At 51.1% G+C, this 25,682-nt stretch carries 23 protein-coding genes; 3 read left to right on the top strand and 20 right to left on the bottom strand.

Translation table 11 applies throughout. The annotated features are described in order from the left end of the window. Positions 1-96: 96 nt before the first annotated feature. From ACN28R_RS13535 to ACN28R_RS13550, 4 genes are all read right to left on the bottom strand, one after another. Positions 97-537: a hypothetical protein gene (locus ACN28R_RS13535; protein WP_095834672.1), complete on the bottom strand. Its 441-nt coding sequence runs from the start codon at positions 535-537 to the stop codon at positions 97-99. A 113-nt stretch (positions 538-650) separates the two neighbouring features. Continuing rightward, on the bottom strand, positions 651-1,613 hold the full coding sequence (locus ACN28R_RS13540) for a hypothetical protein (protein ID WP_095834673.1): 963 nt from the start codon (positions 1,611-1,613) through the stop codon (positions 651-653). A 62-nt stretch (positions 1,614-1,675) separates the two neighbouring features. Beyond that, a complete protein-coding gene (locus ACN28R_RS13545; protein ID WP_095834674.1) occupies positions 1,676-2,275 on the bottom strand; it encodes a hypothetical protein in 600 nt (199 codons plus the stop codon). Between the two features lie 15 nt (positions 2,276-2,290). Next, positions 2,291-3,739, bottom strand: coding sequence for a tyrosine-type recombinase/integrase (locus ACN28R_RS13550; RefSeq protein WP_095834675.1), 1,449 nt, complete (start codon positions 3,737-3,739; stop codon positions 2,291-2,293). Between the two features lie 159 nt (positions 3,740-3,898). Between ACN28R_RS13550 and mutS the strand changes: the two genes are divergently transcribed. Beyond that, positions 3,899-6,463, top strand: a complete 2,565-nt coding sequence (gene mutS, locus ACN28R_RS13555; protein ID WP_095834676.1) for a DNA mismatch repair protein MutS — start codon at positions 3,899-3,901, stop codon at positions 6,461-6,463. Between the two features lie 69 nt (positions 6,464-6,532). Here mutS and nlpE read toward each other — a convergent pair whose 3' ends face one another. Further along, complete coding sequence (gene nlpE, locus ACN28R_RS13560; RefSeq protein WP_375153874.1) at positions 6,533-7,225, bottom strand: envelope stress response activation lipoprotein NlpE; 693 nt, start codon at positions 7,223-7,225, stop codon at positions 6,533-6,535. A 92-nt stretch (positions 7,226-7,317) separates the two neighbouring features. After that, entirely contained in the window at positions 7,318-7,866 is a 549-nt protein-coding gene (locus tag ACN28R_RS13565; RefSeq protein WP_095834678.1) for a YaeQ family protein, read from the bottom strand. A gap of 230 nt (positions 7,867-8,096) precedes the next feature. Here ACN28R_RS13565 and ACN28R_RS13570 point away from each other — a divergent pair, with 230 nt between their 5' ends. Both ACN28R_RS13570 and rof read left to right on the top strand, forming a co-directional pair. Beyond that, the gene (locus ACN28R_RS13570) at positions 8,097-8,297 is read left to right on the top strand and encodes a YaeP family protein (RefSeq protein WP_048635885.1); all 201 of its coding nucleotides are present in this window, start codon (positions 8,097-8,099) and stop codon (positions 8,295-8,297) included. Further along, complete coding sequence (rof, locus tag ACN28R_RS13575; RefSeq protein ID WP_048635886.1) at positions 8,284-8,544, top strand: Rho-binding antiterminator; 261 nt, start codon at positions 8,284-8,286, stop codon at positions 8,542-8,544. Before ACN28R_RS13570 ends, rof begins: the two co-directional genes overlap by 14 nt. Positions 8,545-8,592: 48 nt before the next feature. Here the strand turns inward: rof and tilS are convergent, their stop codons facing one another. The 14 genes from tilS to ispU form a co-directional block, all read right to left on the bottom strand. Then, positions 8,593-9,939 carry a tRNA lysidine(34) synthetase TilS gene (gene tilS / locus ACN28R_RS13580; protein ID WP_095834679.1) on the bottom strand — a complete coding sequence of 449 codons (1,347 nt, stop codon included), beginning with the start codon at positions 9,937-9,939 and terminating at the stop codon, positions 8,593-8,595. Then, positions 9,929-10,318: a VOC family protein gene (locus tag ACN28R_RS13585; RefSeq protein ID WP_048635888.1), complete on the bottom strand. Its 390-nt coding sequence runs from the start codon at positions 10,316-10,318 to the stop codon at positions 9,929-9,931. The genes tilS and ACN28R_RS13585 overlap by 11 nt, the downstream gene beginning before the upstream one ends. A 166-nt stretch (positions 10,319-10,484) precedes the next feature. Next, on the bottom strand, positions 10,485-11,444 hold the full coding sequence (accA, locus tag ACN28R_RS13590) for an acetyl-CoA carboxylase carboxyl transferase subunit alpha (RefSeq protein WP_048635889.1): 960 nt from the start codon (positions 11,442-11,444) through the stop codon (positions 10,485-10,487). Positions 11,445-11,456: 12 nt separating this feature from the next. Further along, positions 11,457-14,939 carry a DNA polymerase III subunit alpha gene (gene dnaE, locus ACN28R_RS13595; protein ID WP_095834680.1) on the bottom strand — a complete coding sequence of 1,161 codons (3,483 nt, stop codon included), beginning with the start codon at positions 14,937-14,939 and terminating at the stop codon, positions 11,457-11,459. Between the two features lie 332 nt (positions 14,940-15,271). Next, the gene (gene rnhB / locus ACN28R_RS13600; protein ID WP_095834681.1) at positions 15,272-15,871 is read right to left on the bottom strand and encodes a ribonuclease HII; all 600 of its coding nucleotides are present in this window, start codon (positions 15,869-15,871) and stop codon (positions 15,272-15,274) included. After that, positions 15,868-17,016 carry a lipid-A-disaccharide synthase gene (lpxB, locus tag ACN28R_RS13605; protein WP_095834682.1) on the bottom strand — a complete coding sequence of 383 codons (1,149 nt, stop codon included), beginning with the start codon at positions 17,014-17,016 and terminating at the stop codon, positions 15,868-15,870. The genes rnhB and lpxB overlap by 4 nt, the downstream gene beginning before the upstream one ends. A 3-nt stretch (positions 17,017-17,019) precedes the next feature. Next, a complete protein-coding gene (gene lpxA, locus ACN28R_RS13610) occupies positions 17,020-17,808 on the bottom strand; it encodes an acyl-ACP--UDP-N-acetylglucosamine O-acyltransferase (RefSeq protein ID WP_095834683.1) in 789 nt (262 codons plus the stop codon). Positions 17,809-17,812: 4 nt separating this feature from the next. Next, on the bottom strand, positions 17,813-18,286 hold the full coding sequence (gene fabZ / locus ACN28R_RS13615) for a 3-hydroxyacyl-ACP dehydratase FabZ (protein WP_183092042.1): 474 nt from the start codon (positions 18,284-18,286) through the stop codon (positions 17,813-17,815). A 232-nt stretch (positions 18,287-18,518) separates the two neighbouring features. Next, positions 18,519-19,541 (bottom strand): UDP-3-O-(3-hydroxymyristoyl)glucosamine N-acyltransferase, encoded by a 1,023-nt coding sequence (lpxD, locus tag ACN28R_RS13620; protein ID WP_048635895.1) that lies wholly within the window; start codon positions 19,539-19,541, stop codon positions 18,519-18,521. Positions 19,542-19,544: 3 nt separating this feature from the next. Further along, complete coding sequence (gene skp, locus ACN28R_RS13625; protein WP_048635896.1) at positions 19,545-20,042, bottom strand: molecular chaperone Skp; 498 nt, start codon at positions 20,040-20,042, stop codon at positions 19,545-19,547. 138 nt (positions 20,043-20,180) lie between these two features. Next, positions 20,181-22,604 (bottom strand): outer membrane protein assembly factor BamA, encoded by a 2,424-nt coding sequence (gene bamA, locus ACN28R_RS13630; RefSeq protein WP_048635897.1) that lies wholly within the window; start codon positions 22,602-22,604, stop codon positions 20,181-20,183. Positions 22,605-22,639: 35 nt separating this feature from the next. Continuing rightward, on the bottom strand, positions 22,640-23,995 hold the full coding sequence (gene rseP / locus ACN28R_RS13635; protein ID WP_048635898.1) for a sigma E protease regulator RseP: 1,356 nt from the start codon (positions 23,993-23,995) through the stop codon (positions 22,640-22,642). Between the two features lie 22 nt (positions 23,996-24,017). Then, on the bottom strand, positions 24,018-24,875 hold the full coding sequence (gene cdsA / locus ACN28R_RS13640; RefSeq protein ID WP_048635899.1) for a phosphatidate cytidylyltransferase: 858 nt from the start codon (positions 24,873-24,875) through the stop codon (positions 24,018-24,020). A 9-nt stretch (positions 24,876-24,884) separates the two neighbouring features. Continuing rightward, positions 24,885-25,646, bottom strand: a complete 762-nt coding sequence (ispU, locus tag ACN28R_RS13645; protein ID WP_048635900.1) for a (2E,6E)-farnesyl-diphosphate-specific ditrans,polycis-undecaprenyl-diphosphate synthase — start codon at positions 25,644-25,646, stop codon at positions 24,885-24,887. Positions 25,647-25,682: the final 36 nt, after the last annotated feature.

Below are 25,682 nucleotides of genomic sequence, written 5' to 3' on the forward strand. Positions count from 1 at the left end.
TTGAAATGACAGATAAATTCGAAGCAAAGCAGCATCACCGGAATGAGCCAAATTAATAGATGATTACTTGAATAGCAAGGACGCTACCTAACTTAACTAATTCCATACACCATATAAAGGGAGTTCACGCCCATTATCTTTCACCAAATATCGGTCGAATTGGTATAATCCAGATATGGCACATCGTAGCCTTCGGATGTATTCATCATAATCAGAATTCCCATTATCGACCAAAGACTGACATATAGACCATATTATATCCTGTCTTTCCTGGAACGGAAAAGGTATATCATTGTCTTGATACATTTCGTAAAGACATACGATAGCGAAAGCAAAATCATCAAGATTAAATCTTGAAACAATATCACTGTATGTCTTTAGTTTATTAGCGTTTATCTTATCTTCAACAAAAGCCAGAGCTGACAATGCTGCTATATGTTTGTAATCTAAATAAGAAAGCTCTTTCTCAAAAAAGCTATCCACTGATACTTCATTGTTAAATACTTTTTTCAGATCAAGGTAGAACTTATTACTCATCTCATCTGTTCCTTTTTATTCTCCTATCCGATGTAGATAACATATCAGTGATAAATGTCAAAAGGATTCAATGAAGAAGTATTTCATACATATTTCCCTTCCCTATCTACCTTTCAAGCAATTCTATCTGGATGTTCAATGGCCAATGGTTCTTTATCAAGCTTAACGCCAAATAATGTGAAATCATGCTCAGTAAAAGGAAGATCCCTAATCAAATTAAAATAGTAAAAAAACAATATTCGGTTTGTATTCATTGATAGTTTGAATATTGCGCCAGAATGTACCCCACCCAGAGTCTTCTCTGTAATACTTGTTCTGTAGGCTTTTCTTTTTTCATTTTTTCTATCCCACCCATGCTTTACAGACCAATTATTCATAACAGAGATCAACTTTTTGCGTTCTTTTTTTGAGTGCATAAGGCTATGACCACAATAGACATTCCTAATCTCCGTGATAACATCAATTTCTTGCTCAATATATTTTAACCATCTTTTTACTTCTTCACCATGCTTCTTGCTTTTCTTTAACCTCATAAATCTTGCATTGATAAGCTTCTTATATGGATTACTACCTAATGTTTTATAATTAGAGCGGTCATTCCAATATGCATTAGAGAGTCCTTCTATTGAATTAGCAAAGTATCCAACCGTAATGGGCATATCATCAATAGATATTCTAACCCCCATGCAATATATCGCTAGAGATTTCCTTAAAAGTTCATTCCTCCATTGTGGATATGATGAAAAAGGAAATTTAGAGACCTTAGCCATAAATTTTAAAAAGACTTTTCCATCAAAAACCTGATAACCTCGTTCAAAAAAATAAGTGTTATTTCGAACAGCATAAGGATCATCAGCACTTTCTCCGAAATACAAAGTGAGCCATTGTAATAAACTCCATTCCACGACATTTCCATCTATGCTTTTTAGACAATAACCATAACCTTTTTCAATTCTGCCATCTTCAAAGTTAATGAGATACTCCCTATCTTTGAAAACAAAATTAATAGTGCTAATGCCGTTAGTTTTAATTCTACTTGTTTTAAAGTGAGATAAATGTTCATTTCGCAGTAGCATACTTATTCCATTAAAAATTACTTATATTAGATATCTAAGTTTGAGAAAATCCCAACCATGAATTAAGTATTCAAAGCATCATTCAGCATATTTTTTTCCTCTTCAGCATTCGTTGAAAGAATAATGTTTTTTAACGCCGAAGAAAATACTAAGTGCCAGATAGTTCGTCCATTTTTACTATCCCATTCCATAAAGAGAGCTTTCTCAACAGAGATCCAGACAACTTCGGCATTAGGCTCTAAAAGAAGTTGTCTGAAATCATCATCAGGGATAGTAAGCGCATGGGATATGATTTTACTTTCAGAACCACTATCGCTGGTGATTCGCCAGAATGGTTGAGGTTCAATGAAATCTGAAAGGCAGGTAAAAGCTAATCCCCGGACTTGTGCAGCGTGCATAGTGCTGCTTACTCTGTGGTTATCTCGCCAGGAACGAAGATCTCTTAAGAGATAATTTACCCGTTGATTCCGGGCTTTGCTATCCTCAGTTTGGTATTGAATATATTGAGGGCCGCCACCGTTCTGTCGATATCTCGCTAACGTTTTGACACTTATGCCAAGGTAAAGAGCTGCCAAATCTACGCTCAAAGTAGCGTCATCAGGTATTTCGCTGAACAGTTTCCAAACTTCGGACAGTTCTCTCAATGTTTCAATAACACTCATCCATTACTCCTTGTTTTAAGACAATGGCGGGTATTTGGAAGAAGCCAGTAGTGCATTGTATAACGTAGGCGCAGTCATCAACATATGCAATTCAATACGTTGTAGAGCCTCGTAAACCCTATCTTCGTCAGGAACAGCATAACGCTCTGTTGGATCTGTCGTGTTGCGGTGGTTAAGCAATCTTTTGACCACCGCATACGATGTTAGCTCCTCTGCAACGCGGCCAAAGGTCCTACGGAGGTCATGCATACCAAGTTTGGCAATATCTGCATCCTGACAAAGATATTCTCGCAAACTTTTACTGTCCGAATAGTGTCCTACTTTGCTCTTTGGCGAACGTGCGGGAAAAACCCATTTTCGCCTATCTAGACGAGTTTCGGAATCAAACACAATATCCCGTCTGTCTTCTAGAATACGCTTTGATGCATCACAGATCGGAAGCTCATGATCATTACGGTTTTTAGTGTCGTAAAAGCGAATGATTCTGTTATCAAGATCAACATAGCTCGTCGTTTTAGCTTCTTCCTTTGTAAGAGACTCTCGCCAGCACAGAGAAGCTGTTTCTTCTTTCCTGGCACCTATGAGAACCGTCAACAGCAGGTAATCACAGCCTAAACGATTGAAACTTCTTTTGTTATGTAATGCTGTTAAAAATCGTCCAAGAGTATCTTTTGGCGAAAGCGGATTTCTGACACCTTTTGCTTTGTAGCTGTCTTCCAGTTCTGATCGAGTCCTGAACTTCTTCTGAACTTTCAAGATAGAGAATGGATTGTAGGACAAAGAGGGTTGTCGTTGCTGGGTCTGAGCATTCCCTGCTTCAATCTCGATTGCGTGTTTTACAGCAACGTTAGCCCAGCGGAATGTTTGCTCTGCGGCCGTCCTTGCTCTACTTGCGATTTCATCAAACTTGCGAAGAATTTCATTGCCTGTTAAATCCTTCACTCGAAGCCCTGACCATTCAGAAAGCCTGTTTTCTGCTTTGCTCAGCACATTAAGTGTGTTGGGTTTCGCTGGTTTAGATCTACCCATCAAATGATTTCTGTATTGAGCAAAGACTTCGCTGATAGTGAGTTCAGAAGCCTCTGTTTCTCGCTTGATTCTATTGGGATTCCTCTTTGTTGCGATCATGGTCTGAACCAACTGTCGGGCTACTTCACGAGCTTGATCGATATTCGGAAAATCAGAAACATTGCCAACTTTTACTTTGAGCACAGAACTAGGTTTCTTACCTTCACTCACACTACGATCACCGGAAGACACTCTTCTCTGGATTACATACGTTTTTTTCGTCAAACTTACCTTCACACCAAAACCTACTGGCGAATCACGGTGATCGTCAAAAACGATGTATGGCTTCTGTTGTAGGTTAACTTCGAAAACGACTTTTCCAGAGCTACTGAGTGCAGGCTTAACATTGATACTTAACTTGTTGATAATGAAAGACTGGCTGAGAGTTGTTTTCAAAGTATCACCACTGTTTGTAGCCCAAGAATGATTAGAAGGTAACCTATCACGTTTTAGGCTACAAGTGAGCTACAAATTTATGGGTTTATGTGCGTTTAAAAGGGTTTTACCTGGGGCCACATGAGCACTTGAAAGACTTAAAAAACGAGTAAAATCAATATGAATGAGTCTATTGACAAGGATCTATCAGACCACACCCCAATGATGCAGCAGTACTTCAAGCTGAAGGCGCAGCATCCGGAAATTCTGCTGTTTTACCGTATGGGCGACTTTTATGAGTTGTTCTATGACGATGCCAAGCGGGCATCGCAGCTTTTGGATATCTCGCTGACCAAGCGAGGCGCCTCTGCCGGTGAGCCCATACCGATGGCCGGCGTTCCCCACCATTCCGTCGAGAACTATCTGGCAAAGCTGGTGCAGTTAGGCGAATCGGTCGCTATCTGCGAACAGATCGGCGACCCCGCCACCAGTAAAGGACCGGTCGAGCGCAAGGTGGTGCGCATCGTCACGCCAGGCACCATCAGCGATGAAGCCTTGTTGCAAGAAAAGCAGGACAATCTGTTAGCCGCCATCTGGCAGGATGGCCGTGGATTTGGCTATGCCACGCTGGATATCAGCTCCGGCCGTTTCCGCGTGACCGAACCTGCCGATCGGGAAACGATGGTGGCGGAGCTGCAACGAACCAATCCGGCGGAATTGCTTTACCCTGAATCATTTGAATCCATGTCGTTGATTGAACATCGCCATGGGTTACGCCGTCGTCCGCTGTGGGAATTCGAACTGGATACCGCCCGTCAGCAGTTAAATCTGCAGTTCGGCACGCGCGACCTCATCGGGTTCGGCGTGGAACAGGCCAAACTCGCGCTGCGGGCCGCCGGCTGCCTGCTGCAATACGCCAAGGATACGCAGCGCACTTCGCTGCCCCATATTCGCGGCATTACCATGGAGCGCCAGCAGGACGGCATCATTATGGACGCCGCCACGCGACGGAATCTGGAACTGACGCAAAATCTCTCCGGCGGTACGGAGAATACGCTGGCCGCGGTGCTGGACTGCACGGTAACGCCGATGGGCAGCCGGATGCTAAAACGCTGGCTGCATATGCCCAGCCGGGACATCGATATTCTGACCAACCGCCAACAGGCTATCAGCGCACTGCAGGATCTCGGCGCCGAATTACAGCCCTATCTGCGGCAGGTCGGTGATTTAGAACGTATTCTGGCGCGTCTGGCGCTCCGCTCCGCCCGCCCGCGCGATTTAGCGCGCATGCGTCATGCTTTCCAGCAACTTCCCGACATTCGGGCGCTGCTGGCGCCAGTGGAAACCGCGTATGTCCATACGCTGGTCAGCCAGATTGGGCAGTTTGACGAACTGCGCGACCTGCTTGAACGCGCAGTAGTGGAGGCGCCGCCGGTGCTGGTGCGCGACGGCGGCGTGATCGCGACCGGCTACAACGTTGAACTGGATGAGTGGCGAGCGCTGGCGGATGGCGCCAGCGATTATCTGGACCGGCTTGAGATCCGCGAACGTGAAAAACTGGGGATTGATACGCTCAAGGTCGGCTTCAATGGCGTACATGGTTATTACATCCAGGTCAGCCGCGGTCAAAGCCATCTGGTGCCGATACACTATGTTCGCCGGCAAACGCTGAAAAACGCCGAGCGCTATATCATCCCGGAGTTAAAAGAATACGAAGACAAAGTCCTGACTTCCAAAGGCAAGGCGCTGGCGCTGGAAAAAGCCCTTTATGACGAATTGTTCGATCTGTTGCTGCCGCATCTGGCGGAACTGCAACAGAGCGCGGCGGCATTAGCCGAACTGGATGTGCTGGCGAATCTGGCTGAGCGCGCCTATACGTTAAACTATGTATGCCCGACGCTCAGCGATAAGCCCGGCATCAAAATCCTTGGCGGCCGCCATCCGGTGGTGGAGCAGGTTCTCAGCGAACCCTTTATCTCAAACCCGCTGTCGCTTTCGCCCCAGCGTCGTATGCTGATTATCACCGGCCCCAACATGGGGGGGAAAAGCACCTATATGCGTCAGGCGGCGTTGATCGTACTGATGGCGCACATTGGCTGTTTCGTTCCGGCGGATCAGGCGGTTATCGGCCCGGTGGACCGTATTTTCACGCGCGTCGGCGCGGCTGACGATCTGGCCTCCGGCCGTTCTACTTTCATGGTGGAGATGACCGAGACCGCCAATATCCTGCATAACGCGACAGAAAACAGCCTGGTGTTGATGGATGAAATTGGCCGCGGCACCTCGACCTATGACGGCTTGTCCCTGGCCTGGGCCTGTGCGGAAAATCTGGCTAACCAAATCAAAGCCATGACGCTGTTCGCCACCCACTATTTTGAACTGACCAATTTGCCGGAAAAAATGGAAGGCGTGGCGAACGTTCATCTGGATGCGCTGGAGCATGGCGATACCATTGCGTTCATGCACAGCGTGCAGGACGGCGCGGCCAGCAAAAGCTATGGACTAGCCGTAGCCGCGCTGGCGGGCGTACCGAAAGATGTGATTAAGCGGGCGCGGAAAAAGCTCAAAGAGTTGGAAACCTTGTCCAACAACGCATCGGCAAGCCATATTGACGGCGCGCAGCTTACGTTGCTAGATAGCGAAGAGCCGTCGCCGGCGGTGGAAGCCCTGGAATCGATCGATCCAGACACCTTGACGCCCCGCCAGGCGCTGGATTGGCTATACCGTCTGAAAAATATGCTGTAATAACCGGCGATATTGCTTACCGAAACAAGAAAGGCGCTGATCGCTCAGCGCCTTTTTTATCACTCAGCGTTATTCCGTCACGGGATCGCAATGCCGCCGCGCATCCATCCGAGCGCTACTATCGTCGTCCGCCACTAACGCCTTCGTCGTTCTTCCCTCTTCCATTGAAGGCCGCTTGGCGAAATGCGCCGAAAATTCCATAAATACCGGCGCGCCCTCAGAACTGATCTTCAGGTAATTCCGTTCCAACATGACATTCTCCGCCACCACAAAGGTTTTCCCGGTGACGCAATCGGCGAACGTCGCGGCATCCGCCATATAGCGATACATCCCTGTCATTGCCATTGGCGTGTCCGGCAGGGTCAAATCTGTTGCCTTCAGGCGATAGGAATAGGATGAATTGATAGGCACACCCTGTTGATCAAGCATTTCCAAATCATTATCCGACGGGCGGAAATAGCGTTTTTCACCACGGCTATTGGTTAACACCAGTTTATCCGCCGTGCGCCGCCATTGACCATACTCGGCAAAGGTGTTCGTTCCCTCACGCGTCGTCTGATAATGCTCCCGCAGAATAAACGTACCGTCCTTTTCCAAAAATAGTGACGTATCAATACCTTCACAATCAGCACAGGGCAATATTCCACGATAGCTCTGCGCCATCGGTTTTAATGGTTCCTCTTGCGCCTGTGAACGTGTATGGCACCCAATCAGTACAGATATGACTGCAACCAACAGCGCGCCAATCGCCAGTTTTTTCACCATTATTCTCCTACTGGGGTCGGCCTGTTATTATAACCGGCTATTTTACCGATGATTTCTTCTACTGTTTATCAACCAGCGCATAATAATCCTTATTGCCGCGCGGTTTGCCAGTCGGCAAATGTGATTTCCAGACTATTCTCACTGTCGGACAGCCAGATAGTTCCTTCCTGTAAGGTAGCCTGCAGCGTCATATTTCTCTTTGCCAAAGCGGCGAGTTGCGCCAGTTGACGATCGTCGAGAAAATAGATTGCCAGGTTGCTATAACCCGATACTTTACCTGCAATATTTTGCCGCCACACCTGCGCGGCACGTTCGCCATAGGCGTACAGTACGACCGAACGAGACAGGCTACAGGCTTTTTTCAGCCGCTTTTCATCCGGCAACCCCAATTCGATCCATTTTTCCAGTTCCAGCGTATCATTCCGCAACCAGATTTCCGGCTCGTCGTCGGCGCTCAGGCCTTTGGTAAAGCGTAAATTCTCATCCGCATGGCAGATCCAGGCCAGCAAACGCAACATCATCCGCTGTTCCGTTTCTGAAGGATGCTGGGCGATTGTCAGGTTAGCATCATGGAAAAAATGGCGATCCATGTCCGCAATATTAATCGCTGCCTTATACACCGTTGCTTTTAATGCCATCTGTTACCTCATCTTTATCCGCAGACAGTGTACTTGAGTTGGGACTATCCTCACAGTAAAGGTGATTGCTGTTATGAAACAGACAGATTGGAATACTGATATCCTAATACAGCCTATGCTATAGTCGATTTGATAAATAGAGTTTATCTTCGTAGGCTTACAACATCCGCCGCAGTGAGCACGAGGATGCATTGAATGCCTACCGGGTTAGGCTTTCAGGGGAGGATATAGTGCAAGAATACTGTGAATTAGTACGCCGCGTGTACGCGGAGATCGCCAGCGGCGATCTGGGCTATATACCCGACTCGCTGGGTTGTGTATTGAAGACCCTGGATGACATTGCTGCCAACAGCGAATTGCCATCCTCTGTCAGGGAACAGGCGGCTTATGCCGCCGCCAACTTATTGGTGAGCGATTATGTCAATGAGTAACGAATATCAACCCATCAACTGTGATGATTACGACAATCTGGAGGCCACCTGCCAGCAGAATTTGATATTGACGCTGGAACTGCGTAGTGGTGAAACCGTTATCGGTAAAGCCAGCGACATGATCTCACGTAAACATGTTGAATATTTAGTGATCGAAGAGTCTGGTTCGACGCGCGAACTTCGTCTCGATCACATCGTCAGCTTTAGCCACCCGGAAATAGGGAAAGTGGTGGTCAGCGAATCCTGAGCCGTATCGGCTCTTCCAAACGGACAACCAACGTTGTCCGTTTTTATTTCAGCGGTTGTCCTTCAGCCAGCCAATACGCCAACACGGATTGCCTTCTTTCGCCTGGCCTTCCAGGGTCACAAACCAACCGAGCGCGGCGATCAACTGGTCATTATAGAAAACCAAGGGCGTACGATCGCGCAACCACGGCGGCACGCCCAGTTCCTGCCACAGTTTTTTCATCGATCGCCCGCCTGCCCGTCCCGCCATATGCACCCGCCCGCCGGCACAGAAACGGATACTGACCTGTTCTTCCGCATTCGGCCGGCGTACCCGCATGCCATCATCCGTCAATGACAGCACGCCTGCGCCATCGGGCAGCGTGAGCGGCGCGAACGGCGGCGTCCATGTCAATACACAGGCTTTCAGCGATTGCATCAGCGGCAGCACATAAAGATGCTGCCGGAAGCGTCGAATCTGCCGCTGATTAAGCCGTAGCACCGGATCGGCATCCTGACGGCTAACGGCGACCTCATGCCATAACCGTTGCAGTTGATCGCGAGCAGGCATCTGCGCCCCCCGTTCCGCCAGCCAACGGCGCAGCAATGCAAATCGCCGCACCGGGTTGAACGGCAGTAAACCTTCTATGCTCAAAGAACCATCCGGCTGACACAGATCCTGCAATGAGTCGGCCAAAAGCTCATCAAGCAATTGTTCCTGCTCGGCGCAGAGCTGCGCGCTGCGCGCAACCGCCGTAGGGAAATGCGGCCAGCGTTCGGTTAACTGGGGAAGTATCTTCCGGCGCAGAAAGTTACGATCGAAGCGTTCATCCTGATTGCTGTCATCCTCGATCCAACTCAGCCGGTGGCATCGCGCATACTTATCCAACTGTTGGCGAGAAAAGCCTAATAAGGGGCGCAGCAGCGTATGGTTGCCCAGTGTCGTTCTGGCGGCCATCGCTGAAAGCCCGGCGGGACCACTGCCCCGCTTGAGCGCCAGTAAAAACGTTTCACTCTGATCGTCAAGATGCTGCGCCGTCAGCAGAATCTCATCGTCCAGTAAATGAGTATTCAGCGCCCGGTAGCGCGCCTCCCTTGCCGCCGCCTCAACCCCGCCGTTTTGCGCATCGACAGTCACGGTAAGCTCGGCAAACGGCACCTGCCATTGGCGACACTGCCGACGACAGTGCTCCGCCCAGCTATCCGCCAGCGGGCTTAATCCGTGATGAACGTAAGCCGCGCGCAGCTCAATATTGTCGCGTTGACGTAACGTCACCATCAAATGCAACAACACGCTGGAATCCAACCCGCCGCTGTAAGCCACCAGCATCTGCCGATATTCAGCCGTCTGCGCGCTAAGGGAAGCCAGCAAAAGGTCGTCGAGCGGAGTACCGTTATTCACCGGGTCAAATCTCATACAGTTCTAAAGGCAATCCATCCGGATCGCTAAAGAAGGTAAAGCGTCGCTGCGTGTCAGGATCGATGCGCACCGGCTCACAAACCACGCCCGCCTGAGCGAGCGCGGCGCTAGCCTGTTCCACGCTCTCCACTGAGAAAGCCAGATGGCGCAGACCGCAGGCTTCTGGCCGGCTAACGCGAGCCGGCGGTTTCGGGAATGAAAACAGCTCAATGGTGTAGCGCCCATTGAGCGCCAGATCCCCTTTCCAGGAATCCCGCGCGGCGCGATACACCTCGCTCATCAGCGTAAAACCCAGCACGTCGCAATAGAAAGCCTTACTGCGCTCATAGTCAGAGGAAATAATTGCAATATGATGCATATCAATGAGTTTTAGCATAGCTTCCCACGTTGATTGACGATGTTCGGGTCAGGTTATCTGAAACAGCTTGATGGGTATCTCAGTGGATTATTATTTTTCAAACCGTACCGGAAGAGAAGAATAATAGCAAAAGGTCCGCTCTCATTACTGACAGCGGACCTTTGGATAATTACCCGATGAATAATCAGCAGTAGCCGTAATTCATCAGACGCTGATAGCGACGGTTAAGCAGCTCTTCTTCATCCAGCGCATCGAGATCCTGAAGATCGGTCAGCAGCTGAGTTTTCAGCGATTCAGCCATGGTCGCCACGTCGCGATGCGCGGATCCCAGCGGTTCAGGGATGACGCTATCAATCAACTTCAGCTCTTTCAAACGCGGCGCCGTAATGCCCATGGCCTCTGCCGCCAGCGGCGCTTTATCCGCGCTCTTCCACAAAATGGATGCGCAGCCCTCCGGTGAAATCACCGAGTAGGTGCTGTATTGCAGCATGTTGACCTTATCGCCCACGCCAATAGCCAGCGCGCCGCCGGATCCGCCTTCGCCGATAACGGTGCAGACAATCGGCACGCGCAGGCAGGACATTTCCCGCAGGTTGCGCGCAATGGCTTCCGACTGACCGCGCTCTTCCGCGCCTACGCCGGGATAAGCCCCCGGGGTGTCGATAAACGTAATGATTGGCAATTTAAAGCGTTCCGCCATTTCCATCAAACGCAGAGCCTTGCGATAGCCTTCCGGCGCAGGCATACCAAAATTACGCCGAATTTTTTCTTTGGTTTCACGTCCTTTCTGATGACCGATAATCATCACCGGACGCCCGTCCAAACGCGCAATACCGCCGACAATCGCTTTGTCATCCGCATAGGCGCGATCGCCCGCCAGCTCATCAAAATCGGTAAAGATATGCTTGATGTAATCCAGCGTATAAGGACGCATTGGATGACGCGCCAATTGGGCGATTTGCCAGGACCCCAGATCGGAGAATATTTTACGTGTCAGTTCAACACTCTTCTCACGCAGGCGCTGGACTTCTTCATCCAGATTAATATCTAATTTTTCGTCTTGACGGCTGACTGCGGTCAGCGAGTCAATTTTCGCTTCCAACTCTGCAATCGGCTGCTCAAAATCAAGAAAATTCAGACTCATAGTATTCCTATATTAGTCAAATTCCAGTTCCACCTGCTCATTACCCACTAATGTGCGCAGATCGTTCAGCAGCGCATCGGTCGGCGTTATCCGCCATGCTGCCCCGAAGCGTAACCGGGCGCGCGCATCTTCCCGCTGATAATAGAGATGCACTGGGATCGTCCCCGATCGATGAGGTTCCAACGATGCGCGGAGACGGTTTAATAGCTGGTCATCAATTTGCCTGTCAGTCAGAGAGATAGCAAGCCCGCGCGCATATTTTTCCCGCGCTTCGCTGATATCCATTAACTCGCGGACGGTCATTTTAAGCCCGCCGCTAAAGTCATCAAAGCTGACCTGTCCAGTGGCGATCAGAATACGGTCTTTTTCCAATAAATGCTGATATTTTTCCAACGCATCGGTAAACAGCATTATCTCAAGACGACCGGAACGATCGTCCAGCGTACAAATGCCGATACGGTTTCCGCGCTTGGTCACCATGACCCGGGCAGCCAGCACCAGGCCGACGGCCGTGGTCATTTTGCCCCGTTCCGTCGGGTGCATATCTTTTAAACGTACACCGCCGGCATAACGTTCTATTTCCTTAATATATTGGGTGATCGGGTGGCCGGTCAGATACAGCCCCAGCGTTTCCCGTTCACCATCCAACACCACCTGTTCCGGCCATGGCGGAACCGTGCTGTAGGACTGTTCAACCTGCTCAGGCGCGTCCGCCAGTACGCCAAACATATCCACCTGGCCGATGGCCTCTGCCTTGGCATGCTGATCGGCCGCCTTGAGCGCATCCCCCAGCGAATTCATCAGCGCGGCGCGATGCGGCCCCAGACGATCGAACGCCCCGGACATGATTAGCTTTTCCAGCACCCGGCGGTTCAGTTTCTTGATATCGGTACGGGCGCAGAGATCGAACAGTTCTTTAAAGTAACCGTCCTGATTACGCGCTTCGATGATCGCTTCAATCGGCCCTTCGCCCACGCCTTTAATCGCCCCGATACCGTAAACGATCTCGCCGTCGTCATTGACGTGGAAATGATAAAGCCCGCTGTTGATATCCGGCGGCAGAATTTTCAGCCCCATGCGCCAGCATTCGTCCACCAGCCCCACCACTTTATCGGTGTTGTCCATATCGGCGGTCATCACCGCCGCCATGAATTCCGCCGGATAATGCGCTTTTAACCACAAGGTCTGATAAGACACCAGCGCGTAGGCCGCCGAGTGGGATTTGTTAAACCCGTAACCGGCGAATTTTTCCACCAGGTCAAAGATTTTCATCGACAGTTCACCGTCGACGCCGATCCTTTCCGAGCCCTCTTTAAACACCGAGCGCTGCTTCGCCATCTCTTCCGGCTTTTTCTTACCCATGGCGCGGCGCAACATATCCGCGCCGCCCAGCGTATATCCCGCCAGAACCTGGGCAATCTGCATCACCTGTTCCTGATACAGGATAATACCATAGGTCGGTTCCAGCACCGGTTTCAGCGACTCATGCTGCCACTCGATATCGGGATAGGAAATCGCCTCCCGGCCGTGCTTACGGTCGATAAAGTTATCCACCATGCCGGACTGCAGCGGGCCGGGACGGAACAGGGCCACTAACGCTATCATATCTTCAAAGCAGTCGGGCTTCAGGCGCTTGATCAAATCCTTCATGCCGCGCGATTCAAGCTGGAATACCGCCGTGGTTTCCGAGCGTTGCAGCATGTCGAAGCTCTTTTTATCATCCAGCGGAATGGCGGCGATGTCGATCGGCTCAAGCCCTTGTTTGGCGCGCCGCGCGTTAATCATCTCCAGCGCCCAGTCGATGATGGTCAGCGTACGCAGGCCGAGGAAGTCGAATTTCACCAGCCCGGCGTATTCAACGTCGCTCTTATCGAACTGGGTAACCGGATGGTTGCCTTCCGCATCGCAGTACAAAGGCGCGAAATCCGTGATTTTGGTCGGGGAGATAACCACCCCGCCGGCATGTTTCCCCGCATTACGCGTAACGCCTTCCAGCTTACGCGCCATGTCGATGAGCGCTTTGACTTCCTCATCGGCTTCATAAATTTCGGGTAACTGCGGTTCAGCGGCGAACGCTTTTTCCAACGTCATTCCCGGATCGGGCGGCACCAGCTTGGAAATACGGTCGACAAAACCGTAGGGATGTCCCAGCACCCGCCCCACGTCGCGGATTACCGCTTTGGCCGCCATGGTGCCGAAGGTGATGATCTGCGATACCGCGTCACGACCGTACATATCGGCAACGTGGTCGATCACGCGGTCGCGTTTTTCCATACAGAAGTCGACGTCGAAGTCGGGCATGGAAACACGTTCGGGGTTCAGGAAACGTTCGAACAGCAGGTCAAATTCCAGCGGATCCAGATCGGTAATTTTCAACGAGTAGGCCACCAGCGAGCCGGCCCCCGACCCCCGCCCCGGGCCAACCGGAACATCGTTGTCTTTAGACCACTGGATAAACTCCATCACGATCAGGAAGTAACCGGGGAAGCCCATCTGGTTGATAACCTGCAGTTCCGTCTCCAGACGCTCGTCATATTCAGGGCGCTTAGCCGCCCGATCCTCCGGATCGGGGAACAGAAACTCCAGGCGCTCTTCCAGCCCTTCCCTGGCCCGCTTGACCAGATAATCCTCCGTGGACATATCCCCGGTCGGAAACTGCGGCAGGAAATATTCGCCCAACCGAATGGTCACGTTACAACGCTTGGCTATTTCGACGCTGTTAGCCAACGCTTCGGGAATATCGGCAAACAGTGCGCACATCTCATCTTCGGTGCGCATGTATTGCTGCGGGCTATAATTTCGTGGCCGTTTGGGATCGTCTAACGTATAGCCGTCATGGATTGCGACGCGGATCTCATGCGCGTCGAAATCATCTGCGCTGATAAAACGAACGTCATTGGTCGCGACAACCGGCAGTTCGTGTTTAATGGCCAGTTCCACCGCCGCGTGCAAATAGCTTTCTTCATCCTGACGCCCGGTGCGGATCAGTTCCAGATAATAACGATTAGGGAAATGCTGCCGATAGAAGGCCAGACATTGTTCAACCTGAACCTGATTTCCGCGCAGCAGAAATTTGCCGGTATCGCCGTGACGGGCGCCGGATAACAACAGTAATCCTGTGTTGTATTCAATCAGCCAATCGCGATCGATGGTCGGACCTTCAGCCCCGTAACCGCGTTGATAGGCGTGGGATATCAGTAGCGTTAAGTTCTGGTAGCCTTCATTATCCATCGCCAGTATCGTGAGCTGCGCGAGTTCATCGCCCAGTTCTTCACTCGCGACATAAAAGTCCGCGCCGATAATAGGCTTGATACCGGCGCCGTGCGCACCGCCATAAAACTTTACCAGCCCGCATAAGTTAGTGAAGTCGGTAATCGCCAGCGCCGGCATACCCAGCGCCGCCGCTTTTTTTACCAACGGGCCGACTTTTGCTAGTCCATCGATCATGGAATAGTCACTGTGAACACGCAGGTGAACAAAACGTGGTTCGGCCATCTCCAGATCCCAGAATTTATCGATTCGTCAGCGCTGCAATAGTGATATCACAGCATTGAAAGTTAATAGTCGTTTACCGACAAGCCATCACGTTAGCGTTATCTCAACAACGCCAAGCCGTAAGAAGGAGCGGACCGGATACGGTGTTACATATCCGCTATCAAGACGCTCACCCCCGACATTCCCGCCCTGGAGGGAATCTCTCACCGAACCGCCAGCAGGAGCAGCCCCTTATTTACGCGGGGATGAAATGTCCGTCGGCATATAACGGCGTTGAAAACGGCAATATATTGACTTGCTTGTCAGCAACCTGAGTTAATGATGAATGTATTTTACGCCAATCCTAACGCTCGTTTAACCGGAGCAAAGCTCCGGCGATGAAACGCGGTCGCGCCCAGTGCCGCCAGTTTCTCCAGGTGGAAAGCGGTCGGATAGCCTTTGTGCTGCGCAAAACCATAATCCGGAAACAGCTTATCCAGTTCGACCATCTCACGATCGCGCGTCACCTTCGCCATAATCGACGCCGCGCTAATCTCTTTAACAAGGCTGTCGCCTTTCACCACGGCCTGCGACGGCATTGGCAAGGCCGGACAGCGATTACCATCAATCAGCACAAAATCCGGCGTCAGCGACAGCCCGGCTACCGCTCGTTGCATCGCCAGCATGGTGGCATGCAAAATATTCAACCGGTCAATCTCTTCCGGTTCAGCGCGTCCCAGGCTCCAGGAGAGCGCTTTCTCGTTAATTTCATCATACAGAGCCAGCCGGCGTTTTTCGCTTAACTGTTTCGAGTCCGCCAGCCCGACGATCGGCCGGGAAGGATCGAGAATAACGGCGGCGGTGACGACCGCGCCTACCAACGGCCCGCGCCCGACTTCATCAACCCCCGCGATACAGCAATATGCCTGCGGGTAGATAAACGCATCACTCATGATTTTACTAATTCCAATACGGCTTGCGCCGCCTGTTCATCGGCATTACAGCGAATCTGCTGGTGTAAATCCAGAAACGTTGCCCGCAAGGCGGCGATTTTATGTTCATCCGCCAGCCAGGGCATCAGTGCCGCCGCCAGTTTATCCGGCGTGCAGTCCGTTTGCAGCAGTTCGGTCACCAGTTCGCGACCGGCCAGCAAATTGGGCAGGGAAACCCAGGGCGTTTTTACCAGTTTCTGCGCCAACCAGAAGGTGAAGGGCTTCATACGATACCCCACCACCATCGGACATTTCGCCAGCATGCACTCCAGCGCGGCGGTGCCCGAAGCCAGCAGGGCCGCATCACTGGCGACCATCGCTTCGCGCGCCTGCCCATCCAACAGATGAACCGGTAAATCAGGCGCAACGCTGGCCTTTATCCGCTCAAACTGCTCACGGCGCTTGCTGTTAACCAGCGGCACCACAATTTCCAGTTCGGGAAAACGCTGACGCAGCAGTTTCGCGGTATTCAGAAAGACTTCGCCAAGCATCTCGACTTCGGCGCCCCGGCTGCCGGGCAACAGCGCCAAACAACGCGCATCGGCGGGAAGCCCTAACGTCGCTCTGGCGCTCTGTTTATCCGGGTGCAGCGGCATGGCGTCAGCCATTGTATGACCGATAAAGCGACAGGGAACGTTAAAACGATCGTAAAACGCTTTTTCAAAAGGAAGAAACGCCAAAACCAGGTTAGTCGATTTACCTATTTTGAAAACACGTTTTTGACGCCAGGCCCAAACGGACGGGCTGACATAATGAATGGTGTTGATACCCCGCCGTTTCAGGTTGCCTTCCAGCGTAATATTAAAATCCGGAGCATCGATACCGACGAAAACATCGGGCTTCAGTTCGGTAAAACGCCGAGTCAAATCCCGGCGAATTTTCAGCAATCGCGGCAACCGCTCAAGCACTTCAACGATGCCCATAACGGCCAGCTCTTCCATCTCGTACCAGGCTTCGCAACCTTCAGCCTGCATACGCGGCCCGGCGACGCCAACGAAACGGGCATCGGGAACCTTCTCTTTAAGCGCGCGGATCAATCCCGCGCCAAGAATATCGCCGGAGGTTTCTCCGGCAACCAATCCGATAACCAAAGGACGCGGCGACATAAGTTAACGGATGATACCGCGGGTAGAACGCGCGAAGAAATCGACGAATGTCTGCACCGCCGGATGTTGCTGCGCCAGCGCTTCAATTTCCGGCTTCACCTCGTCCAGCGTTTTACCGCTGCGGTAAATCAGCTTGTAAACATTGCGGATTGCATGCTGGGTATCTTTTTCAAAACCGCGACGCTTCAATCCTTCAATATTCAGGCCAAACGGCGTGGCATGATTGCCCTGCGCAATAACGTAAGGAGGGACATCCTGCGCCACGCCGGAACATCCGCCGACCATGACGTGAGCGCCGATGATGCAGAACTGGTGCACCGCCGTCATACCGCCGATGATAGCGAAATCATCTACGGACACGTGTCCGCCCAGCGTCGCATTATTGGCAAAGATACAGCGATTGCCAACCACACAATCGTGTGCGATATGCGTGTTGATCATCAGCAGATTATCGCTGCCGACTTTGGTCAACCCACCACCTTGTTCCGTGCCACGGTGTACGGTGACACTTTCCCGGATACGGTTACGATCGCCGATCTCGACGCGAGTCGGCTCTCCTGCATACTTCAGATCCTGATTCACTTCGCCGATTGAGGCGAACTGATAGATTTCGTTATCGCGGCCAATCTTGGTTATACCATTAACCACAACGTGCGACTTCAACACAGTACCTGCACCGATCTCAACCTGAGAGCCGATATAGCAGAATGGGCCAATATGTACGCCGGCACCAACGATAGCGCCGTCTTCAACAATGGAACTGGGATGAACAAAGGCGGTTTGATCAATCACGATATCAGGCCTCCCGACGACGAGCACACATCATTGACGCTTCACAGGCGATCTCACCATCAACTTTAGCAACGCCTTTAAAACGTGCAACGCCGCGACGCTCTTTAATGAATTCAACCTCAAGGATCATCTGATCCCCTGGTTCTACTGGGCGTTTAAAACGCGCTTCATCAATTGCCGCAAAATAATAAAGTTCACCTGGCTCAAGTTTGCCGACGCTTTTAAACGCCAGAATACCCGTTGCCTGAGCCATCGCTTCCAGAATCAACACGCCAGGGAAGATAGGTTTACCCGGAAAGTGGCCCTGAAAGAAAGGTTCGTTAAAAGAGACGTTTTTCACCGCCCGCAAAAATTTTCCTTCTTCAAAATCCAGTACACGGTCAACCAGTAAAAACGGGAAGCGGTGCGGTAATAATTCTAAAATCTCTTCAATATGCAGAGTATGAGTGTCAGTAGTCAAAATACTCTTCCTGTCCATAAAACTGATGCCATCAACAACACGGCCTGCTCAGACCCTAATCGGGGATCTTCAGGCAGGCCGCAAATAAGGATTGGTACACAAGTGGAGGAATTCTGTGACTCACACCCGGTCCTTTCGTTTACATCCAGACTATGCGTTTATACCCTTCCGTCTTTCAAGTTGCAGGTATGTTGGCTGTATTACTCGGCTCCGCTGCAAGCAGCGTTCAAATCAGACAAAATGCCGGTAACTAACTGTTATCAACTTTTCGCTCAACGGCTTTTAACCGCTTGCTCATGTCATCAATATTCATCACCAACGCGGCGGTCTTACGCCAAACTTTATTGGGTTGCAAAGGGATGCCTGAAGAGTATACCCCAGGTTCGGTGATTGGCCTCATCACCATGCCCATTCCCGTTACCGTTACCTTATCGCAGATTTCCATGTGCCCATTAATCACGCTGGCTCCGCCAATCATGCAATAGCGGCCGATTTTCAGGCTTCCGGCCATAATGACGCCGCCTGCGACCGCTGTATTGTCACCAATCACAACGTTGTGCGCAATCTGACATTGGTTATCAATGATCACGCCGTTACCAATAATCGTATCGTCCAGTGCGCCGCGATCGATCGTCGTGCTGGCGCCGATTTCAACCCGATCGCCAATTCTGACCGAACCTAACTGCGGGATCTTTATCCAGTTACCCCGATCGTTAGCATAACCAAAACCATCGGAACCGATAATCGCCCCCGACTGAATCAGGCACTGTTCACCCATTTCGACGCTGTGGTAAATCGTTACGTTTGCCCACAACCGGGTTCCGGCGCCAATACGTGCATTTTTACCGATAAAGCAACCCGGGCCGATACAAACGTTGTCACCCAGCCGTACGCCCGACTCAATAACGGCGTTCGCCCCAATCGAGACGTTCTGCCCTAACGTTGCATCCGCTGCGATGACCGCGCTGGGAGCAATGTCCGTAGCCGGCGCAGGCGTGGTATCCATCAATTGCGCCATACGCGCATATGTCAGGTAAGGGTTTTTAACCACCAACGCCGCAACCTGACAGTAAGGTAAATCCGCTTCAGTCAGCACAACCGCAGAGGCCTTGGACTCTGCCAATTGTCCACGATAGCGACTGTCAGATAAAAAGGTAATCTGTCCAGGCTTTGCTGAATGCGTAGAAGCAATGCCGGTGATGACAAGACTGCCATCACCGTGTAATTGCGCATCCAACTGTTGTGCCAAAGCATCCAGTCGAATTGAATACATGAATTATTTAACCTGTTTCAGCACATCGGCAGTAATGTCTTTTGCATTAGCCGCGTAAGCGACGGCATTGGCATCAATCACAACATCATAGCCTTCTTTACTCGCAACGGTTTTTACCGCGTCCTGAATACGGCTCAGAATCTTGTTACGTTCTTCCATCTGACGACGACGATTGTCCTGATCAAAGGCCTGCGCTTTGGTGGAGAATTGCTCGCGCTGAGCCATCACGTCTTTCTCCATTTTGTTACGATCGCTGGCTTTCATGGTAGAACCATCGCGCTGCAACCTTTGCATCTTGGTTTGCAGATCTTTTTCCATGGACTGCAATTCAGTTGCACGGCCTTTGAATTCATTTTCCAACTGACGGGCTACCGTTTCACGCTGCGGCAACTGTTGGAAAATGCTGGATACATTCACAACGGCAATTTTGTCGGCAGCCTGAACGCCGGCTGAAGCCGCCAATGCCAGGCCGAGACCTGCAGCACACAACCACTTTTTCACTATAAACTCCTTAACCTAACCTGTTTGTGCCTAAACACATATTGATGTGCATGGCGTAATCACGCTGGCAAAACCATCAGCCTCTAAACATGACGTACGTCGATGCAATCTGCTTATATACGATCTGCCGACGTTACATTACCAGGTTTTGCCAATATTAAACTGGAACTGTTCCGACTTGTCTCCATCGTACTTTTTAACCGGCTGAGCATAGGAAAAGACCAATGGCCCAAGCGGAGACATCCATTGCAAGGCAATCCCGCTTGAAACGCGGAAATTACCCGGCTTGCTGTAATCGGGAATACCCGCGGCAGCGGTTGCCGCGGTATTTTCCCAGTTGGTATCCCAGACCGTACCACCATCAATAAACAGCGAGGTACGCACTGAACTGGAATATTTTTCACTGATAAACGGCGTCGGCACAATCAGCTCGCCGCTCAGCACCGCCATCGCGTTACCCCCCACGGCGTCATCCGATTTTTCAACCGGACAAGATGAATAGGCGCTCTCACTGCCGTTACATCTGTAATATGCCGCCTTCGGCCCGATGGTATTCGATTGGAAGCCGCGAACCGAACTTGAGCCGCCCGCATAGAAGTTATCGTAGAACGGCACTTCCTTACTGCCCAAACCATCGGCGTAGCCTGCGCGGGCGCGTCCCAGCAATACCCAATTCCGACTGTCGCTCAGCGGGTAGTACGACGCTGAATCAAACGTCAGTTTGTAGTATTCGTTATCCGATCCCGGGATTGCCACTTTCGCATTCAACGACGCTCGCGTCCCTTCGGTCGGGAAGTAACCGCGGTCCAGCTTGTTGTAGACCCAGCCGGTATTCAGGAAGAAATCATTCGCCTTATAACTGGCCTTGGAATGCGCATTCGTGCTAACGATCTCCGGACTGACGCCGACTTTATCCAGATAGCGCCACATGGCGACCTGCGGCGACATATCGGAGACATCGTTATGAACGTAGTCCACCCCCAGACGCAACGAGTTATTCTCGTTTATCGGGAACCCGAGCGTGCTGCCGATACCATAACTGGAGTTGGTATAATCAGACAGATCGGCATCATAGGCTTCAAATTTGTTATAGAAGACACGCCCGCCGAGGCTGACGCCATCCACCGTGAAATACGGATCGGTTAAAGAGAGTTCGACATAGGTTTGATAGTCGTTTTTCGTCCCGCTGATACCGACGGAGTTCCCGGTGCCCAGCCAGTTGTCCTGCTGAACGCCGGCCTGGAAACTCACGCCGCTTTCCGTACCGAAGCCCACGCCGAAGTTGAATGTCCCGGTGTTACGCTCCTTGACCTTATAAGTCACATCAACCTGATCGGCCGTACCGGGAACGCGCTGGGTTTCAACATCAACGCTTTCAAAGTAACCCAATCGGTTCAGGCGTTCTTTACCCTGTTCGACTAAATCATTACCTAACCAGCCGCCTTCCATTTGACGCATTTCACGGCGCAGAACAGAGTCTTTGGAGGTGTCGTTACCTTCAAAACGGATACGGCGGACGGAGAAACGGTTACCGGCATCGACATTGATATTCAGCTTAACCGTCTTATCGGCATCATTGATTTCAGGCTGAGTCACCACGCGCGGATAGGCGTAACCATAACGGCCTAACAGCTTCTTGATATCCTCTTCCATGCGGGTGACTTTGGTGCCGTTGTACAGCTCGCCCGGCTCAATTTTCGTCAGGTCTTCAATTTCAGCCGAGTGGCCGGCCAGATTACCGTTAACGGCGACGCCGGAAAGTTTGTACTGATCGCCTTCCGTCAGGTTAATCGTAATATAGATGCCTTTTTTATCGGGCGTCAGGCTGACCTGCGTGGAATCGATATTAAACCGGGCATAACCGCGATCCAGATAAAAACTGCGCAGCGTTTCGAGGTCGCCGGAAAGTTTCTGTTTCTGATAATTACGATCGCCGACCACGTTCCACCAAGGCACTTCATCGCGCAATTGGAAATGGGAAATCAGCTCATCGGTGCCGAACGCTTTGTTCCCAACGATGTTGATCTGCTGAATCTTGGCCGAGACCCCTTCCGTAAACACCAGTTTTAAATCCACACGGTTGCGGGGCAACGGCGTGACAACGGCTTTTACCGAAGCGCTATATTTACCCACGCTGTAATAGAAATCTTCCAGCCCTTTTTCGATAGTGGAAAGCGCCGTGCGGTCCAGTGCTTCACCAACCCGCACACCCGTCGCATCCAGATTCTGCTTCAGCATATCGTCTTTTACCGACTTGTTGCCGGAAAACGTCAGGCTGGCAATTGTCGGACGTTCCTTAACCTGCACAATCAGCGTTTCGCCGTCGCGCAAGACACGAACATCTTCAAAATTTCCGGTAGCGAACAAAGCACGGATGGTATTACCGATATCATCATCGCTGACGGTATCGCCAACGCGGACTGGCATACTGAGTAATGCCGCTCCGACGGCAACCCGTTGCAGGCCCTCGAAATGAATGTCTTTCACTACGAACCCGTCTGCACCGTATACGGTGGCGCTGCTAAACAGCAGCGACGCTATGAGCAACTTTTTCATCGCCATCGTTGTTATGCGTTTTTCCTAACCTAATCCCACGCCTAAAGGCGAGAGAAATCATTGAAAAGTGCGAGTCCCATTAACAACATCAGCAACACAGTACCAATGCGGTAACTAAAGTCCTGCACACGCTCAGAAACCGGCCTGCCCTTCAATTTTTCAACTGCGAGAAAGAGCAGGTGTCCACCATCCAATACCGGCAACGGAAACAGGTTGATGACCCCCAGATTGACGCTGATTAAGGCCAAAAACATCAGGTAATAAATCAGCCCGTAATCTGCTGACATTCCTGCGCCCTGAGCAATCGAAATCGGACCGCTCAAGTTGTTCAGCTTAACATCGCCCGTAACCAGTTTCCCCAACATACTGACGGTCAACTTCATCAATTGCCAGGTTTTATCTGTTGCCTGATAGATAGCGCTAAACGGCCCATACTGGCGAACCGTTCGATATTCCTCGGGAAGCGGCGTTACGCTCGGCATCACGCCGGCGAACCCTTCCACTTTGCCATTACCGATTGACTTGCTATCGGGCGTCAACGTTAACGGCAATGTTATTCCACCGCGTTCTACGTCCAACGCGATAAGTTGACCGGGGTTATCGCGAACCGCGTTCACGAACGATTGCCAGTCCGTTAAAACCTGCCCGCCGACTTTAACGATCCTATCCCCCACTTGTAAACCCGCTTTTTCTGCCGCGGACCCCGGCTGCACCTGGGTTAACACAGCTTCAATCTGCGGCCCTTTGGGAACCATCCCCAATGAGGTGGCGGGGTCTTGCTTATCTGGCTCAAACTGCCAATTACGCAGATCCAACGTTTTCAACACGACCTGATTCGAGCCTAAAGGCGCCGTACCGATCACAACATCGTTGTCGCCGATTTTACCGATCAATGCCAAACGCGCCGTATCCCAATCAGGCGTTTCGATACCGTCAACCGACTTTAGTTCAATTCCGGCGGACATTTCCGCCTGCGAAGCGACGGAGTTGGGTAATATTTCACCAACCACGGGGCGAACGCCGGGAACCCCGATAATAAACACCAGCCAATACGCCACGACGGCAAAAATGAAATTGGCGATAGGCCCCGCGCTGACTATCGCCGCCCGTTGCCACACCGTTTTATGGTTGAAGGATTGATGGCGGAATTCCGGCGCTACGGTGTCAACACGCTCATCAAGCATTTTGACATAGCCGCCCAACGGAATCAGCGCGATAACATACTCGGTGCCAAGCCGATCGCGGCGGCGCCATAAAGCGCGGCCGAACCCAACGGAAAAACGTTCTACTTTGACGCCGCAACGACGAGCTACCCAGAAGTGACCAAACTCATGCACGGTGATCAACACACCCAGTGCAATGATAAATGCGGCCAAACTCCAGAGGAAATTCATCATAAATAATCTCTAATGTCTCATCTTAAACAGCTTTAAACATCAACAGCATCAGGCAGGAAAATACCGGTACGGCAGCGGTTAGGCTATCAATACGATCGAGTACGCCGCCATGACCCGGAATCAAATGGCTACTGTCTTTTATGCCCGCCTCACGCTTGAACATACTTTCAGTCAAGTCGCCCAATACAGAAGCCAATGCCGCAACAATGGAACAGATCAACAGCGTTGACTGAGAAACAACCAAAGGCGCATAGCGGCTGAACAGCAACGAGATCACGGCTGAAGTGATCAGCCCGCCGATAAGACCTTCCCAGGTTTTTCCCGGCGAAACTTTCGGCGCCAGCTTTCGTTTGCCAAACAACCGGCCAAACATATAAGCGCCGCTGTCCGCTCCCCATACCAACAGCATGACATACAGTAGCCACCACGCGCCACTAAAGGGATTCACATCATAGTTGTACTGGCGAAGCGCGACCATCCCCCAGAAAAAAGGCACGATAGTCACCACCCCGAACACCAATCGCAGGATACGAGAATGGCGCCATAACGATGCGGAAGCAGGATAGAACAGGACCAGGAACAGAGCAACAACCCACCAGACAAGCGAGATCCAGAGTGCTGCGCTGATTTGCGGTACATGTATCGAATAGTGATACGCCGGAAGCGTCAGCAGCATCAGCGCCAACAGAAAACCGCACAGAATCGCCAGCCACAGCCGTTGACCATATGAGGCAAACCCTGAAAGCTGTCCCCATTCCCAGGCGGCCAACATGCAAACGGCCAGCGTCACCAGGGTAAAACCCAAAGGGGGCAATAAAAATAGTGCTGCAATAACGATCGGAATTAAAATTAAAGCAGTAATCAGGCGATACTTCAGCAAAAGTTCCCCCTAGGATGCATCCGCATCGATAGGTGTTGTTCTCCCGAAGCGGCGCTCGCGTTGTGCAAATGCATTCAGCGCACCTTCAAAAACTTGTTCATCAAAATCAGGCCAGAGAACATCGGTGAAATAAAGCTCGGCATAAGCAATTTGCCATAGCAAAAAATTACTTATGCGATGCTCTCCGCCGGTTCGGATCACTAAATCAACCGGGGCCAGGTCATTCAGGCAAACATATTGGCATAATGAATCTTCACTGATACTGTCGGGACGCAAAGTTCCTTCCTGTACCTGTTCTGCTAGTTGCCGCACTCCCTGAATGATATCCCAACGGCCGCCATAATTCGCAGCAATATTCAGCGTCAGGCCCGGATTATTTTTTGTCAATTCTTCAGAGCGGCGAATACGCTCTTGTAAACGCAGGCTAAAACGGCTGATATCGCCGATGATACGTAAACGGACTTTATGCTTATGCAGGCTTTTCACTTCACTGTCCAGCGCCCGGACGAACAGCTCCATCAAGGCGGTCACTTCCTGCGCGGGGCGGTTCCAGTTTTCACTGCTGAATGCATAAAGCGTCAGCGCTTCAAGCCCATGGCTGGCGGCAAAGCTCACTGCCCTGCGTACGGATTTAACACCAGCCTGGTGGCCAAAAATCCGCAATTTCCCCCGGCTCTTAGCCCAGCGGCCATTTCCATCCATAATGATGGCAACATGCCGCGGTACGGCGAATGGCAGATTATTAGCGCTTTTTTGATTATCGGACGGCATAACGAGTACTTATATCCTCAAGCAAGAAATAAAACA

Origin of the sequence: Brenneria goodwinii (assembly GCF_002291445.1) — a bacterium.
GTDB classification, from domain to species: Bacteria; Pseudomonadota; Gammaproteobacteria; order Enterobacterales; family Enterobacteriaceae; genus Brenneria; species Brenneria goodwinii.